This is a genomic window from Cypionkella sp. PAMC25878 (assembly GCF_058135695.1).
Genome location: NZ_CM176871.1, coordinates 3,006,218 through 3,021,625, shown reverse-complemented (window position 1 = coordinate 3,021,625; position 15,408 = coordinate 3,006,218). Strand labels below are relative to the sequence as shown.

At 61.8% G+C, this 15,408-nt stretch carries 13 protein-coding genes; 3 read left to right on the top strand and 10 right to left on the bottom strand.

Annotation, left to right across the window (positions count from 1 at the left end; all coding sequences use genetic code 11):
* Window positions 1-63: 63 nt before the first annotated feature.
* The 3 genes from der to ACS5RD_RS14730 are packed head-to-tail and all read right to left on the bottom strand — an operon-like array spanning window position 64 to window position 3,661.
* Window positions 64-1,533 carry a ribosome biogenesis GTPase Der gene (gene der / locus ACS5RD_RS14740; protein WP_054008573.1) on the bottom strand — a complete coding sequence of 490 codons (1,470 nt, stop codon included), beginning with the start codon at window positions 1,531-1,533 and terminating at the stop codon, window positions 64-66.
* 48 nt (window positions 1,534-1,581) lie between these two features.
* Window positions 1,582-2,952 carry a PQQ-binding-like beta-propeller repeat protein gene (locus tag ACS5RD_RS14735; protein WP_489928045.1) on the bottom strand — a complete coding sequence of 457 codons (1,371 nt, stop codon included), beginning with the start codon at window positions 2,950-2,952 and terminating at the stop codon, window positions 1,582-1,584.
* Window positions 2,953-2,974: 22 nt separating this feature from the next.
* Entirely contained in the window at window positions 2,975-3,661 is a 687-nt protein-coding gene (locus tag ACS5RD_RS14730; protein ID WP_054008653.1) for a hypothetical protein, read from the bottom strand.
* A 266-nt stretch (window positions 3,662-3,927) separates the two neighbouring features.
* Here ACS5RD_RS14730 and ACS5RD_RS14725 point away from each other — a divergent pair, with 266 nt between their 5' ends.
* Window positions 3,928-5,610, top strand: a complete 1,683-nt coding sequence (locus ACS5RD_RS14725) for a calcium-binding protein (protein WP_489928044.1) — start codon at window positions 3,928-3,930, stop codon at window positions 5,608-5,610.
* Between the two features lies 1 nt (window position 5,611).
* On the opposite strand, the gene ACS5RD_RS14720 is transcribed toward ACS5RD_RS14725, so the two are convergent.
* Together ACS5RD_RS14720 and ACS5RD_RS14715 are read right to left on the bottom strand one after the other, a co-directional pair.
* Window positions 5,612-8,227, bottom strand: coding sequence for a caspase family protein (locus ACS5RD_RS14720; protein WP_489928043.1), 2,616 nt, complete (start codon window positions 8,225-8,227; stop codon window positions 5,612-5,614).
* 59 nt (window positions 8,228-8,286) lie between these two features.
* Complete coding sequence (locus ACS5RD_RS14715) at window positions 8,287-10,056, bottom strand: ABCB family ABC transporter ATP-binding protein/permease (RefSeq protein ID WP_489931382.1); 1,770 nt, start codon at window positions 10,054-10,056, stop codon at window positions 8,287-8,289.
* A gap of 202 nt (window positions 10,057-10,258) precedes the next feature.
* On the opposite strand from ACS5RD_RS14715, the gene ACS5RD_RS14710 reads away from it, so the two are divergent.
* Entirely contained in the window at window positions 10,259-10,642 is a 384-nt protein-coding gene (locus tag ACS5RD_RS14710) for an ArsR/SmtB family transcription factor (protein WP_489928042.1), read from the top strand.
* On the opposite strand, the gene ACS5RD_RS14705 is transcribed toward ACS5RD_RS14710, so the two are convergent.
* Window positions 10,620-12,167 carry a LysM peptidoglycan-binding domain-containing protein gene (locus ACS5RD_RS14705; RefSeq protein WP_489928041.1) on the bottom strand — a complete coding sequence of 516 codons (1,548 nt, stop codon included), beginning with the start codon at window positions 12,165-12,167 and terminating at the stop codon, window positions 10,620-10,622. The genes ACS5RD_RS14710 and ACS5RD_RS14705 overlap by 23 nt on opposite strands.
* 93 nt (window positions 12,168-12,260) lie before the next feature.
* Here ACS5RD_RS14705 and ACS5RD_RS14700 point away from each other — a divergent pair, with 93 nt between their 5' ends.
* Entirely contained in the window at window positions 12,261-12,824 is a 564-nt protein-coding gene (locus ACS5RD_RS14700) for an LOG family protein (RefSeq protein ID WP_489928040.1), read from the top strand.
* A 24-nt stretch (window positions 12,825-12,848) separates the two neighbouring features.
* Here ACS5RD_RS14700 and ACS5RD_RS14695 read toward each other — a convergent pair whose 3' ends face one another.
* The 4 genes from ACS5RD_RS14695 to ACS5RD_RS14680 all read right to left on the bottom strand — a co-directional run bounded on the left by ACS5RD_RS14695 (window position 12,849) and on the right by ACS5RD_RS14680 (window position 15,367).
* Complete coding sequence (locus tag ACS5RD_RS14695; protein ID WP_489928039.1) at window positions 12,849-13,694, bottom strand: metallophosphoesterase; 846 nt, start codon at window positions 13,692-13,694, stop codon at window positions 12,849-12,851.
* A gap of 71 nt (window positions 13,695-13,765) precedes the next feature.
* Window positions 13,766-14,365: a superoxide dismutase gene (locus ACS5RD_RS14690; RefSeq protein WP_054008566.1), complete on the bottom strand. Its 600-nt coding sequence runs from the start codon at window positions 14,363-14,365 to the stop codon at window positions 13,766-13,768.
* An 82-nt stretch (window positions 14,366-14,447) separates the two neighbouring features.
* Window positions 14,448-14,909 (bottom strand): hypothetical protein, encoded by a 462-nt coding sequence (locus ACS5RD_RS14685; RefSeq protein ID WP_489928038.1) that lies wholly within the window; start codon window positions 14,907-14,909, stop codon window positions 14,448-14,450.
* A gap of 44 nt (window positions 14,910-14,953) precedes the next feature.
* Window positions 14,954-15,367 (bottom strand): hypothetical protein, encoded by a 414-nt coding sequence (locus tag ACS5RD_RS14680; RefSeq protein ID WP_489928037.1) that lies wholly within the window; start codon window positions 15,365-15,367, stop codon window positions 14,954-14,956.
* Between the last annotated feature and the right edge of the window lie 41 nt (window positions 15,368-15,408).

Genomic DNA, 15,408 nt, shown 5'->3' with positions numbered 1-15,408 from the left:
CGTTAGCCCAATAAAAAACGGGCGCTGCCAATGACAGCGCCCGTTTCAATTTGAACCCCAAGCCTACTGCCCGGTGTTCTTTTCCTTGTGCTTCCGCAGCCGACTTGGCGTGTGGAACTTCGGATTGCGGAACGGGTTTTTATCCGCCTGTGAGCGGAAGGTGATCCGAATAGGCGTCCCCGGCATTGCGAAATGCTCGCGCAATCCGTTCACCAGATAGCGGCGATAGCTGTCGGCCAGATCATCGGGGTGGCTGCACATCACAATGAACCCCGGCGGGCGCTGCTTCACCTGCGTCATATAGCGGAGCTTGATGCGGCGGCCCTGCGGCGCGGGTGGCGGATGCGATTCGACCATCGCCCCCAGCCATGTGTTCAGACGGTTGGTCGGAATACGGCGGTTCCATACAGTGTGGGCCGCCAAAATCGCGTCGTGCAGACGATCAAGCCCGCGCCCGGTTTTGCCCGAGACGGTGATCATCGGCGCACCGCGCAGCTGCGGCAGCAGACGTTCGAACATCTCTTTGAGTTCGGCCAGCTTTTCCTGCTTTTCGTCCTCAAGATCCCATTTGTTCACCGCAATCACCACCGCGCGGCCTTCGGTTTCGGCGAAATCCGCGATGCGCAAATCTTGCACTTCAAACGGAATATCCACATCCAGCAGCACCACGACGACTTCGGCAAAGCGCACGGCGCGGATACCATCCGACACCGACAGCTTTTCCAGCTTTTCGTTGATCCGCGCGCGTTTGCGCATGCCCGCGGTGTCAAAAATCTTGATCGGGGTGCCCAGCCATTCGGCCTTGACCGAGATCGCATCGCGGGTGATGCCCGGCTCTGGCCCGGTCAGCAGGCGGTCGTAGCCGAGAATTTTGTTGATCAGCGTCGATTTGCCTGCATTTGGGCGACCGATCACTGCGATTTGCAGAGGCTTCTTGGCGGTCGGGCGGAAGGCTTCAATATCTTCTTCCAGCTCGGCTTCTTCTTCCGACACATCAACTTCGGTGTCAGGCGTATTCTCGGCCTCACGCTCGGCAAATTCGCCCTGCAGCGGCAGCAGCAGACGATAGAGGTCGTCCATGCCCTCGCCATGTTCCGCAGAAATCCGCAAAGGCTCGCCCAGTCCCAACGACCAGCCCTCAATCGCGCCCGCATCACCGGCGCGACCTTCGGCCTTGTTCACCGCCAAGATCACCCGCGCGCCTTTTTTGCGAAGGATGTCGGCGAAGGTTTCGTCCGAGGGCGTCACGCCAATGCGACCGTCAATCACGAACAGGCTGACATCGGCCATATCCACCGCGCGCTCGGTCAAGCGCCGCATCCGGCCTTGCAGCGAGTCGTCAGTGATTTCCTCAAGCCCAGCCGTGTCGATCACGGTGAAGCGCAGGTCAAACAGCTTGGCGTCGCCCTCGCGCAAATCGCGCGTCACGCCGGGTTGGTCATCGACCAAGGCGAGTTTGCGGCCAACCAAGCGGTTGAACAGGGTCGATTTGCCCACATTGGGGCGGCCGACGATGGCAAGGGTAAAGCTCATTTCAGGCGTCCGGGTATAACTAAGCTGCCCCCATACACGCCCAATCGCTTAACGGAAAGCGTGAAGTTGACCGTTGCCACCGACCACGAACAGCAAACCTTGCGCCAAAGCCGGGGCGGAAGCTGCACCGCCGGGGATATCGACGCTGTAAACCTGATTGCCATTGGTCGGATCAAAGCCGCGCAACTGGCCGTCGGACGAGGCCACCACAATCCGCCCACCCGCCAGCACAGGCCCGTAGTGGGCATAGATCGCTTGGCGTTTCTTCGGCTTGTCTTTGACGAAATACGGCATCTCAACCGACCAGATCACAGCACCCGTCGTAGCATCCAGCCGCACCAGACGGGCTTCGTCGTTGACCACGAATACCGAGCCGCCAACCACCAAAGGTGGGTTCAACGCGCCCTCATTCGCCGTCCAGATCCGCCCGCCCGTGGTCATATTGATTGCCACGGTGCGTCCGGCTGCGGTGCCGAGATAGACGGTATCCCCGACAATCACCGGATCGCCGGTCACATCGCCCATGCCGCCATAGCTGCGGCCCAACCGCTGCCCGGAAACCCCTGCGTTCCAGATCGGATCGCCCGTCCCCGCCTGAACGGCCGAGATTTGCCCGCTGGCAAACGGCAGCACCACTGCATTATCGCCCACCCCAACCGAGGCCGTACCGATCATGCCGCTGGAATTCGGCGCGCCGGGCTGTTGCCACAACTGCTTGCCATTATCGGCGGACACCGCCAGCGCCGAGCCATCGCGGCCCATCGCGTAGACTACGTTGCCCACAACCGTCGGCGCTCCAGTGATCGGGCTGTCAAAACGTTGCCGCCACGCGACCCCCCCCGTGCCGGCATCCAAGGCCACCAATTCGCCATAGCCCGAGGTGGCGTAAACCCGGTTGCCACTGGCGGCCAAACCGCCACCCACCACATTACTGGCATCACCCGACTCGGGCGCTATATTCGCCGTCCACAGCGCGGCACCACCCGTTGACACAGCCGTCACCCGTGCTGTGGCGTCCATGGTCAACACCCGCCCGCCCGAGACCACGGGCGATGCGGCGATCCGCGACCGCTTGCTGTCGCCAGAGCCGATATTCACGCTGAACACCCGCTGCGGATTGGCGGATAAAGCACCATTGCCCGACGCATGACGCGCATTGCCGCCGCGATGGCTCCATTCAGCATTGGCAGAGGCCCCCGGAAGGGCGATTGGCACCGAGGTATTGGCGGGCTGCAGCGAGGTGGCGACAGGCGTGGGTTGCCCCTCAATCGCGACCGAATCTTCAAGCGGCGCGCGCACCGGAAAACGTTCTCCCTCAAGGATCACGTCTTTTTCGCATCCGGCCAGCCCAATGCACAGCATCAGCCCCGCCATCCCGATCTTGCCGCTGGTCATCACGCGAAACACCCCCACATTCATTCCTTGACGCCCAGAGGGCGGTTCAGCCCGCATTCGCAGCCGGTTCAGTCGCAGCACCCGCAGCGGGCTGGGGCGGTGTGCCCCCCAAAGCGGTGATCATCTGCCCCGCCCGCTGGCGCAAACCGCCGGGCGCGTCCTGATCCTGCATCAGCGCTGCAAGGGCTGCAATCGCATCGTCTTTCTTGCCATCTTCGATCAGCAGATAGGCCAGTTGCTCTGCCGCCAAAGTGCGAAACGCCCGGCCCGGCACGGCAATCGACTCAAGCGCTGCACGCCGATCCGCAATCGGCTGATCCTTGCCAGCCAGCATCACCCGGCGCAAAACCGCCAGATCGCGGTAGACCTGCGGCTGGCTCTGATCCGCCGCCAACTTATCCAGTGCTGCCAAGGCCGCCGCTTTATCGCTGCCCGCATCCGTCGCCAGCATCAGATCTTTCAGCGCAATCTGCCCGCCGTCCGCCGGAATCGCCGCCATCGCCTGCGCACGGTCTTCCGGTGCCCCCAGATCGACCGCATCCAGCATCGCATCGCCAAAACTTTGCGCCCGTGCCGCATCGCGCGCTTTGCTCCATTCGGTATAGGCAGCCCCGCCGACGACGCCGAGCACAATCACCACGCCGATCCAGCCATATTTGCGGAACATCGCATAAAGCCTGTCGCGGCGGACCTCTTCGGTGACCTCGCTGATAAAGCTATCTGGGTTGCTCACGCTGGCCTCTCTTTCGTGCCAAGGATCTGCGCCCCCGGCTTTGGTCTTCGCCCCGCGATTATACAGGGTCACTTGGCCCCTGTCTTACAGGCAAAGCCCGCAACTTGCCAAGCCCCGCGACGGCGCAACAGACGTACGGAGCCTATCGCTGTCGAATACGGATCGCTAATCCGCGCAGAACGGGTAAACCGCCGCGATTAGGACGAATTGTTAACATATTTGCATGAAATGTTTCGAAAACCTGTCCCTATTGCCCGAGTTGCTCAATGGAACCTGCTGTCCTTGCCAATATCTTCCTGTTTCTCGGCGCTTTGGGCCTCAATATCGGCATCGGTGGCACTGGCGACCATTCAGACGACAGCGGCGCGCAGGATGATCCGCTGTATAATGCGCAAAACTATTCCCATACGCATGATGGCACCGAGGGCAATGACACTGTCACCGCAGATGCCGACAATCAGGCGTGGTTCTTGCACGATGGTGACGACGATCTGACGGCGTCTTCGGGCAACGACTACGCCAACTTGGGCGATGGCGACGATCATGCCGTGATGGGGGCTGGCAATGACATCGGCCTTGGCGGCGCGGGTAACGATAGCCTCGAAGGTGGCGTCGGTGCGGATTCGCTGTTTGGCGGCGCGGGCAGTGATCATCTGCAAGGCAATCTTGGTGATGATGGCTTGGCGGGCGGCGATGGCAATGACGAGGTTTGGGGCGGCTCGGGCGCCGACATCCTGAACGGTGGCGCGGGCGATGATACACTTTCGGGCTTTGTGACGGGTGCCGCGGGTGCGGGCGGCATGACCGGGGCCGAGGGCAGCGATCAACTGGTTGGCGGCGATGGCAATGATCTGCTCGTGCTGGGCCACGGCGATATCGGCCAAGGTGGGGCGGGCAACGACACCTTCGATCTCGACACCCGCTGGGACGATGGCACCGCCATTGCCCATATCACCGATTACAACGCCGCGCAGGACGCTTTGCACATCACCTACACGCCGCATTATTCGTCTGACAGCTCGGTCGAAGTGCCCCCGGTGATGACCCTTACCCACACCCCCGATGGCAGCACCGAGATCAGGATGGACGGCGCGATTGTGGCGCAGCTGGACGGGGTGGATGATTTCAGCCTGAACGACATTGTCTTGGTCCCCGACGCCACCACCGATACGCAATTTGTCGCGGGCAATTACACAGACGATGTGCATAGCACCGCAGGCGATGACAGCCTCGCAGGCGGCAGCGATCCCACCGCTTGGCATCTGGAGGACGGTGCCGATCATCTGACCGGCTCGTCCGGTTCAGATTACGCCGATCTTGGCGCGGGCAACGATCACGCTGCAATGGGCGACGGCAATGATTCGGTGCTGGGCCACGCGGGCGATGACAGCATCGACGGCGGTTTGGGGGCTGACACCCTGCGTGGCGGCGACGGTTTGGATACGCTACATGGTGGCAACGGCGCAGACCGCATGGCAGGCGATTCCGGCAATGATCTGATGGCAGGCGGTGCCGGAGCCGACAGCCTGCTCGGTGGTGGTGGCGATGACACATTGTCGGGCTATTCCGACATCCATTCCGCTGAAGCCAGCATGACCGCGATCGACGGCGCAGATACTCTGTCAGGCGGCGATGGCAATGACACCCTGATCATCGGCCACGGTGACACCGCCACGGGGGGCGCAGGCGCGGATCGGTTCGAGATCGAACACCAATGGGCCGATGGCGCAGCTGCCGCCACGATCACCGATTACACTTTCCAGACCGACCAGTTGGAATTGCATTACACGCCGCATTTCGACGCCAATGACGTTGAAATTCCCCCGGTCGTCACCGTCGCGCAATCCGCTGGCTTCTCGGTGATCAGCCTTGATGGCGTAGCGGTTGCCAATATCATGGGCAGCCATGCCATCGGCTTGGGCGAGGTCGTGCTGGTGCGCGAAGGCTGACTCAAGGCGCTGCCAACTGCGCCTCGATCAACCCAATCCAATGCGCCCGGCCCGGATCAAGTCGCCCCTCGGCCTGCAAGGCTTTTAGCACCGCCAAAGCCTCGCGCTGGCGCGGCCTTGTATCGTCGTCATAGACCGCCATCCGCACAAGGCTGGCGACAAGGTTCATCTGATTTTCCACATTGCCCGGATCGCGCGCCGCCATTTCCGCCGTGATCGCATAGCTTCGCTGCACCAAATTCTGCGCCCGCACCGGATCGCCGCGCATCAAAGCCACATCGCCCAAGCGGTCCAGATCGCTCGCCAGATCCTGCTGGCGGTTGACGTTGCCCGGATCGGCCTTAGCCAGCGCCTGCGAGATCGCAAACGCCGCCGTAAACCGCCGCTCTGCCTCGGTAAAATCCGCCGCCTTGAACGCCAGATCGCCCAAGCGCGACTGCGCCAGCGCCACGCTGCGCTGCCAATCGGCGTTCGCAGGGTCTAACGCCGCCAGTTTCTCCCGCACCTTCAGCGCCTTGGCGTAAAGCTGCGCCGCCTCATCACGCGCGCTCAAAGCCGCCCGCGCATCGCCTAGCTTGAGATAGCCCATCGCCAGATCGTTCTGCCATTTGGTCTGCCCCGCATCCTTGGCCACAAGCGCCTCAAGCAGTGCGATCTCGGCTTTGAAGCGCAGCTGCGCCGCCTTCGGGTCCGCCAAAGCCAAAAACACATCGCCGATTTTGTCGAAACTGATCGCCAGATCGCCCTGCAAATCATCGCGGGTAGGCCACTTTTCCAGTAGGGACTGCCGCAGCGCCAAAGCCTCGTTAAACACCACCAAAGCGCCGCGCGGATCGCCCGCCAGCTTGCGCAGATCACCGATCCGGTCCAGCGACAGCCCCAGATCGCCACGCACATCATCGCGGGCGGGATATTCGATAACCAGCTGTCGCAGCACCGCAAGCCCCGCCTGTTGCCGCGCCAAAGCCCCTGCCAGATCGCCGCGCAACTGCGCCACATCCCCGAGTTTCGATTGCGAGACCACCACATCATGCCGCCATTTCAACGGCGCATCCGCGCGCGCGGCCAGAACTTCATCCACCGCCAGCGCCGCGCGAAATTCGGCCTCTGCCCCGTCCAGATCGCCCTGCAACAACAGCATATCGCCGATATTCACCCGCGCCACCGACCAGTTGCGCCGGAAATCTGCATCCTCCGGGGCCCCCGCAACCCGCGCTGCGGCCACCGCCTCCCACGCGCGATAGCTGCGCAGCGCGAAACTGGTGTTGCCCGTGTTGCGCAACAAATCACCCTGATCCCACAGCAAATCGGTGTAAGCCTCACGATCCGCCCGTGGCAGGGCATCGCCTTCCAACTCGGCATACAGCGCCAAAGCCTTGGTCAATTCCGCCATCGCCAGATCATAGCGCAGATCGGCTTTCGAGGCGCTTGCAGCCAGTGCATGGGTCTGCGCTTCGGAGAGCGTCCGCGCGCGGTAATTGTCGCGCAGCGTATCACGCGCCTCGGCATCCAACTTGGCCGCCTTGCCCAAAGCGTCTCGCGCCAGATCAAACGCGCCCAAATCCAGCGCCTGTTCGGCCTCGGCCCGGAACTCCGCCACCTTCGGGTCATCCGCCGACAACAGCTGCACCTGTGCGCGAAACCGCAGGAAGGATTCCGCTGATTGCACCAAGGCCTGCGCCCGCGCGCTGCGATCCTTACCCGCCAAATCCGCCGACATCAGCGCGCCATACAAGGGCGCCAGCGGCATATCCTTTTGCTGCGCCAAAGCCTCGACCTCGGCGCGCAACTCCGCAGGCAAGCCCGCCATCGCCACCAACAAGCGATCCCGCTCGCCCAACTCCCCCACTGATGCCGCGAAAAACAGCCTCGGCAAACCGCTTTCGATATAAGGCAGCTGCTTGCCCCGGCTGCGATCATAGACATCCTGCTGCACTAAGGTCAGCGCCGTGCGTACCTCGACCCCCGGCGTTGCAAAGTGCCGCAACAGCGCTTCAGTGAACGGAGAATCCACCCCGTCCCCATCCGCCGCCACCTCTCCCGGCGCCGCCGAGAACGCAAACAGCACCCCATCCGCACGCCCGACCCGGCCCAATCCGGGGCGCGGTGCATCCACCGCATCCTCCAAAGCCACAGCCGAGCGCCCCTGCCCCGCGCCACCACCGCCCCAAGGATCTTCCCGGCACGCATCCAGCAAAACAATGCCAATCGGCGCGACCGAGGCCAAAGCCGCCTGCACTTCCGACAGCGGCAAAGCACTTTCCGCCACCGCCTGCGCAGACCCCACCTGTGCATCCACCGGCAGCAAATAATTCACACCGGCAATCTCTACCCCATGGCCCGCATAGAACAGCAAGGCCACATCCGCCCCCGCACCATCCTCGCGGAAATCATCAAGCGCCCGACGCATCCGCTTCAAATCACGGTTGGTTTCCACCGTGACCTCAAAGCCAAGCCCAGAAAGCAGCCCTTCCACGGCCAAAGCGTCATTCACCGGATTGTCCAGCTTGCGTAACGAGCGGTAATCTTCCGCCGCCAGCACAAGCGCGACCCGCCGTTCGGCCATGGCCTGCACGGGCAGCAAAAGGCAAAGGATTAAAAACAATCGGGGCAGCATGAAATCACCCTAAGGTGAACCCATCCTGCCCCGAAAGCCGCAAGCCGTAAAGCAAAGCCTCAGGCCGCCTGCGCTTCTTCCTCATCCGCGGATTGACGCGCCCACATCGCGGCATATTTGCCATCGCGCGCGAGCAACTCGTCATGCGTGCCGCGTTCGGTCACCACGCCATCCTCCAGCACCAGAATACAATCGGCGTCGGCAATCGTCGAAAGCCTATGGGCGATGGTGATCACCGACCGCCCCTGCCCCATTTCGCGCAAAGACTCCTGAATGCTCTGCTCGGTCTGAGTGTCCAAGGCCGAAGTCGCCTCATCCAACACCAAAATCGGCGGATTCTTCAACAAAGTGCGCGCAATGCCCACCCGCTGCTTCTCGCCACCCGACAGTTTCAGCCCCCGCTCGCCCACCGTGGTCTGATAGCCATCCGGCAACGAGATGATAAAATCATGGATCTTCGCCGCCTTCGCCGCCGCCACAATCTCCGCCTCGGTCGCCCCTGCGCGCCCGTAAGCGATGTTGTAATGCACGGTATCGTTGAACAAAACCGTGTCCTGCGGCACCACACCGATCAGCCCGTGCAAAGAAGTCTGCGTCACATCGCGCAAATCCTGCCCGTCAATGCGGATACTGCCTCCCGTCACATCATAAAACCGGAACAACAGCCGCCCAATCGTCGATTTGCCCGACCCCGACGGCCCGACCAAAGCATAGCGCTGCCCCGGTTTCAGGGTGAAACTGATCCCCTTCAGAATGGGCCGCGACGGATCATAGGAAAACCGCACGTCGTCAAACGTGACCTCACCGCCCGTCACCTGCAACGCCGTAGCGCCGGGTTTATCGGTGACTTCTTCCGGCTGCCCGAGCAGATGAAACATCGCCGCCATATCGACCAAAGCCTGCCGAATCTCGCGATAAACCGTGCCAAGGAAGTTCAGCGGCATGGTGATCTGCACCATGTAGGCGTTGACCATGACGAAATCTCCGACGGTAAACTTGCCCGCCTCGACGCCATAAGCCGACATCACCATCACCAGAATAAGCCCGGTGGTGATGATGAAACTCTGCCCCATGTTCAGCACTGACAGGCTTTGCCCGGTGCGGACCGCAAAGCCCTCATAGGCCGCCATCGCACCATCATAACGCGCGGCTTCCCGCGCCTCAGCGTTGAAATATTTCACCGTCTCAAAATTCAACAGCGAGTCAATCGCCTTCTGGTTGGCGTCGGTGTCCTGATCATTCATCTGCCGACGGATCGCGACCCGCCATTCGGTGACCTTAAAGGTGTAGGTCACATAGATCGTGATCGTCACCACCACGACGACGGCATATTGCCAGCCAAAATACAAAGCGAAGATGATCGACACCAGCGACAGTTCCAATATCAGCGGCCCAATCGACAGCAACATGAATCGCAACAGGAAATCGACACCCTTCACGCCGCGCTCAATCGCGCGGCTAAGCCCGCCGGTTTTGCGGGTGATGTGATAGCGCATCGACAGGCGGTGAATATGGGTAAACGTCTCCAAAGCCAGCCTGCGCAACGCCCGCTGGCCGACCCGCACAAACACCCAATCGCGGAATTCACCCAGCGCCACAGTGCCAAACCGCGCCAAACCATACGCCACCGTCAGCCCGACAGCCCCTAAGCCCAGCATCGTCGCCGCACTCGGGTCTTTGCCGACCAAAGCATCCACCGCTTGCTTGTACATGAACGGCATGGTGATCGACACCAGCTTGGCCGCCAGCAAGAACAACAGCGCCGCGACCACCCGCACCTTGATCCAAGTCTCGCCTTCCGGCCACAGATAGGGGGCCACACGTTTCATCGTTGCCCAGCCACCGGCATGGCCGTCATTGTCTGCCGCCGGTGTTACCTTCGCCGAAGTTACCGTGGCCGGGGTCACCTTGGTTGTCGTATTCCGCATCACTTGATCCCTCATCGCAGGGGCCAAAAAGCCGCACCCGCTTTACCGCATCCCACATATCCACTACACCAAGATAGTTCAATGATTCATGAGCAGTTGAAACGTGGAGAAATCCCAAGCCCTCGCCGCCCTGTCCGCGCTTGCCAATGATGCAAGGTTGGACCTGATGCGCCTGCTGATGCCGTTGGGCGCTCAGGGACTGGCCGCAGGCGAGATCAGCCGCGCTTTGGGGCTGTCGTCGTCGCGGTTGTCATTCCATCTGGCGGCGTTGGAGCAAGCGGGCCTGATCCGCTCGCGCAAACTCGCCCGCAATGTGTTCTATTCGGTGGATGCCGCAGGCATGGGCGCCACGATCAGCTTTCTTTTGAACGATTGCTGCATGGAACACCCCGAGGTGATGGCCTGCTGCCGCCACGACAGCAGCGTGACGGCACCAGCGATCACCCCGGCTGCAATTACCCCGGCTACGGCGCCGCAGGAATCGTAAACACCTGCCCCGGATAGATCAGGTCGGGGTCTTTGATCTTGTCCTTGTTGGCCTCGAACACCTGCACATAGAGCACGCCATCGCCGAAATTCTGCTGCGCAATGCCCCAAAGCGTATAACCCGGCTGCACGGTGACAGTGACCGGGGCGGGCTTGCCCGGGGCCACAGCCGCAGGTTCGGCTGTGACGGATGCTGCGTCCGCAACAGGCGCGGCGTCAGGAATCGCGGCGGTGGCGTCAGCAGGCGCGGCTTCAACAACAGGGGCCGTATCAGCAGTGGTGGGTTCAGCCGCAGGGGCTGCTTCGCCCGCCGCAACCTCCGTCCCGTCAGCAGGTGACGCTGGAGCCGCCGCGACGGCAGTCGTATCCGCAGCGGGCGCAGGTTCTGCGACGGATTGAGGCGCGTCAGCGCTGCTCGCATCTACCGCAACGGGTGCCGCCTCAATAGCCACTTCCGGCTGAACCGCTGGCACCGAGGCCGCAGCCAAAGCCGCCAATGTCTCGCGCTTGAACGGCGTCTCAAACCGCGCGCTCACCGTGCCATCCGCCGCCAACTGATCCACCCGCAAGGTGTAAATCCCCGCCACCACATCCGTCAGCGTCGCAGCCCAAGCGCCATCCGGCCCCGCAACGACATCCGCTATCGCGGCACCATCCAGATATAAGCGCAACCCCGCGCCAGCGCCCGCGTGCCCGCCCAACATCACCGCGCCTTCTGGAGCGTAGCTGATACTATCCACCGCAACGCCCGCCGCAACCTCCGCAGGCACTTCGGCAGCTGGTTGCAACACCTTCACCCCCTCGGGCGCGATCAGCACCGCCGCCGGAGCCTGCAACGCGGGCGCAACCGCCCCTGTCACGGCGACTTCAGCCGCACCCGCCACCGGAGCCAGCGCCACCGTCTGGGTTCCGGCAACCGCAACCCCATCCGCGCCCGTTGCAGCCAGCGACAGCAACCGCGCCTCCGGGCTTGGCGGCAAAGTGAACAGCGCTGCAAACTTGCCCTGCGCATCGGCCTTTGCACGCGCAACCTCAACGCCATCGACCAGCATCGCCACCGCAGCCCCCGGAGCAGCCTGCCCCGCCACCGTCGCGGCACCATCCGGTGCGATGCGGGCCACATCAAAGCTGGGCAGGATCGCCCCCGCCAGCGCCGCAGTTGGCGCCACAGTCGCGGCGACGATAGGAACTTCTGCGGCTGCAGTCGCAGCGGTCGAGTCTGCGGTGCTGGGGGTTTCGGCCGCCACCCCTTCTGCACTTGGCTGCCCCGCTATTGGCGCAACTGCGGGCGCATCAGCCCCAGCAGCAGGGTCAGCTGCCCCAGCCTCGCTTGCCGCAGTCTGATTGGCCGCACTCTCACCAGCGGCAGTCTCACTTGCCCCACTCTCACTTGACACCGCCTCACTTGGCACCACAGCCACAGGCGCGCGCGCGAAACCGAAATACCCCGCCACCGCCACCACCGCAGCGCCGCCCAGCAACACAGCCCCCCGCGCAACCGCACTCAAATCACTCCAACCAGCCATCGCTTCCCCCCGAGTAAGGCCTGTTCCCGGCCCTTCTTTCTTTCGTCATGGAACCGCTATATCAGGCGTTAAAGCAACAATTTTCGGATAGATATGCCCATGGCCCGTGCTCTGTCTTCGATCTGTGTCTTCTGTGGCGCGCGCGCCGGCACCAATCCCGCCCATACCCTTGCCGCCCGCGCCATGGGCGAGGCCATCGCCGCCCAAGGCTGGCGGCTGGTTTACGGCGCAGGTGACGTGGGTTTAATGGGTGAGGTTGCCCGCAGCGCCCAAACCGCAGGGGCCCCCACCTTCGGCGTCATCCCCACGCATCTGATGACAGCCGAGCGCGGCAAGCAAGATCTGTCGCAACTGGTGATCACCGAGGATATGCACGAGCGCAAAAAGGTGATGTTCATGAATTCGGATGCCGTCGTGGTGCTGCCAGGCGGTGCAGGATCGCTCGATGAGTTCTTCGAAGTGCTGACCTGGGCGCAAATCGGCCTGCACCGCAAACCGATCTTTCTGCTCAATTCCGAAGGCTACTGGAACCCGCTGATCGCCCTGCTCGACCACATCATCGCCGAAGGCTTCGCAGACGCCTCGGTCAAAGGTTACTTCACCGCAATCCCCGACGTGCCCGCGCTGACCGAGGCCCTACGCGCGGCTTTATCCTGACGCCCAAGCCGCCAAACACAGCCCCTAAGACAAATCCACCACGGTAATTTCGGGCGGCACCCCCAGCCGTATCGGCAGGCCAGAGCACCCCAGCCCACCCGACACCACCAGATCGCGCGCACCCTCGCGGAAATGCCCATAGTCGAACCGCTGGCCAAAGCGCGACGGCACCACCGGCGCCCAAGGCCCAAAGCGCACCTGCCCGCCATGGGTATGCCCCGAAAGCGTCAGCGCCACCCGGTCGGGCACGGTGACGAATTGATCCGGCTCATGCGCCAGCAGGATCGCAGGATCGTCACCCGTCAACTGCGCCACCACCCCCGGCACATCCGACATGCCAATGATATCGCGGCGATTTTCGCGTTGAAAACACGATTGGCTCTCGGTGCCGCCCAGCCAGAACGTTGCCCCCACAGCACCCAGCTTCACCGCCCGATTCGCCAAAACGGGTATCCCCGCAGCCTCTAGCGCCACCTGAGTATGGCAGGGCCCCGCCCTGCGCGCGATGGCTTGGCGGTCATCCCACCAATCGTGATTGCCCGTCACCGCATACACCCCCAAGGGCGCGCGCAGCCCCGCCAAGATCGGGGCCACCATGTCAATCGACACACGGCGGGTCTGAAAGCGGTGCGTCGCGCGATAATCCCCCATCAGCGCAATAAGATCGGCACCCTGTGCATTGGCAATCTCGACCACCCGCGCCACCCGCCGCTCATCCATGCCAAAGCTTGCGGCGTGCAAATCCGCCACCATCACAATCCGCAACCGATGTCCGCGCCGCCAACCGGGGGGTTCAACCGCCCAGTTTTGCACCCGCAACTGCCAAGCCGCCTCGGACACCGCATAGCCGCCCATGAAAAAGCCTGCCAAAGTTCCCCCCAGCAGGCCTTTCAAAAATCCACGCCGACTTATCATGGTCAGGACATCATCGGCGCAAAATATTACAGCTTGGCCGCAACCGCTTCCCAGTTGACCAGCTTGTCAAGGAAGTTGCTCAAGTAAGCCGGGCGCTTGTTGCGGAAGTCGATGTAGTAGGAATGTTCCCACACATCACAGCCGAGCAGTGCGGTCTGACCAAAGCACAGCGGGTTGACGCCGTTTTCGGTCTTGGTGATCTTCAAAGCGCCGTCCTTGTCTTTCACCAGCCACGCCCAGCCCGAACCGAACTGGCCCGCACCCGCCGCTGCGAAATCTTCCTTGAACTTGGCAACCGAGCCGAACGCCTCAACCAGTGCCTTTTCCAAAGCACCCGGCATCGCCTTGCCCGCAGGCCCCATCACTTCCCAGAACAGGTTGTGATTCCAATGCTGGCTGGCATTGTTGAAGATACCATTCTGCGCGACAGAACCCGCCACATAGGTGCCTTTAACGATGTCTTCCAGCGACTTGGACTCCCACTCGGTGCCCGCGATCAGCTTGTTGCCGTTGTCAACATAGGCTTTGTGGTGCAGATCGTGGTGGAATTCCAACGTCTCTTTCGACATGCCAAGGCCAGCCAAAGCGTCATGCGCATAGGGAAGATCGGGAAGGGTAAAGGCCATCGGAGGTACTCCTGTTCAGATGTGCGTTGCCCTCTATAAGTGACTTTGAAACGCCAAGGTCAAGAGCAAGCGGGCGATTTGGCTATTTCTTGCCCGACTTCTTGCCCGACTTTTTGCTGGCCTTCGCGCCCTTTACCGTGCAGTGCCCGACGTCGTCGATCTGATTGCTGAAGCTGGGTGCCATCACTGTGAATGCCAGCCTGCCGTCTGGTTTGTGCACCTTGATGCGATAGTCCAAATTCGAGCGTATGGAACCCAACTTGATCCGCTCGATACGCCAGCTGAATGTGACCCATTCCTTGGATTCTGCAGCCACAACACCTTTGATCGGGCCGCCATAAACGCTCATGATCACTCCATCATTCACCAGAAACGCGCCGGCGTCCGGATCATGTGCGATCAGAATATGCGACTGGATGATGGAATCATCGGCGCCGGAACTGGGTGCACAATCATAGACCATCGGCTGCGCCACCGCGCCAGTGGCCGCCATCGTCAACAGCGTCGCAAGCGCCAATCTATGGGATCGCATGATAAATTCCAATTAATATCATTATTTTCTGACCAGCAAAGCCGGGCCAGCCATCGTCACTTCTGAACGCTGCAACGGCCTTCGGATGAGAAGTGATTGTCATAGCCCACCGGAGTCACGGTCAGCGTCAGCCGACCATCGGCCTTGAACACCTTTGCGCGATACTGCCAAGACGCACTGCCGCTGGTGCCTTTTAGGGTCTTCAGCTGCCAGTCGAACACGCTGCGCACATCGCTGTCGGATTGCAGTTTGCCTTTGATCGGCTTGCCACTGGTGCCCATGATGATCGGATCATTGATCAACACCTCACCCGTGGCCTTGTCATAAGAGATCAGATATTCCGGCTGCAACACCGTATCAGACCGCCCCGCCTCTGGTTTACAGTCGTAAATCACTGGCTTGGCATAGGCAGCACCCGCGCCCAAAATCATCGCCAAGCTTAGGGCGAAACCCTTTAAACACAACTGCATCCGGCACATCCTTGTTAAAACCTGCCGCCATAACAACGATG

Coding starts and splice junctions, on each gene's coding strand:
- ACS5RD_RS14720 (WP_489928043.1), bottom strand. CDS start 8,227: ATGCTGCCCCGATTGTTTTTAATCCTTTGCCTTTTGCTGCCCGTGCAG.
- der (WP_054008573.1), bottom strand. CDS start 1,533: ATGAGCTTTACCCTTGCCATCGTCGGCCGCCCCAATGTGGGCAAATCG.
- ACS5RD_RS14705 (WP_489928041.1), bottom strand. CDS start 12,167: ATGGCTGGTTGGAGTGATTTGAGTGCGGTTGCGCGGGGGGCTGTGTTG.
- ACS5RD_RS14735 (WP_489928045.1), bottom strand. CDS start 2,952: ATGAATGTGGGGGTGTTTCGCGTGATGACCAGCGGCAAGATCGGGATG.
- ACS5RD_RS14715 (WP_489931382.1), bottom strand. CDS start 10,056: ATGAAACGTGTGGCCCCCTATCTGTGGCCGGAAGGCGAGACTTGGATC.
- ACS5RD_RS14725 (WP_489928044.1), top strand. CDS start 3,928: ATGGAACCTGCTGTCCTTGCCAATATCTTCCTGTTTCTCGGCGCTTTG.
- ACS5RD_RS14680 (WP_489928037.1), bottom strand. CDS start 15,367: ATGCAGTTGTGTTTAAAGGGTTTCGCCCTAAGCTTGGCGATGATTTTG.
- ACS5RD_RS14700 (WP_489928040.1), top strand. CDS start 12,261: ATGCCCATGGCCCGTGCTCTGTCTTCGATCTGTGTCTTCTGTGGCGCG.
- ACS5RD_RS14690 (WP_054008566.1), bottom strand. CDS start 14,365: ATGGCCTTTACCCTTCCCGATCTTCCCTATGCGCATGACGCTTTGGCT.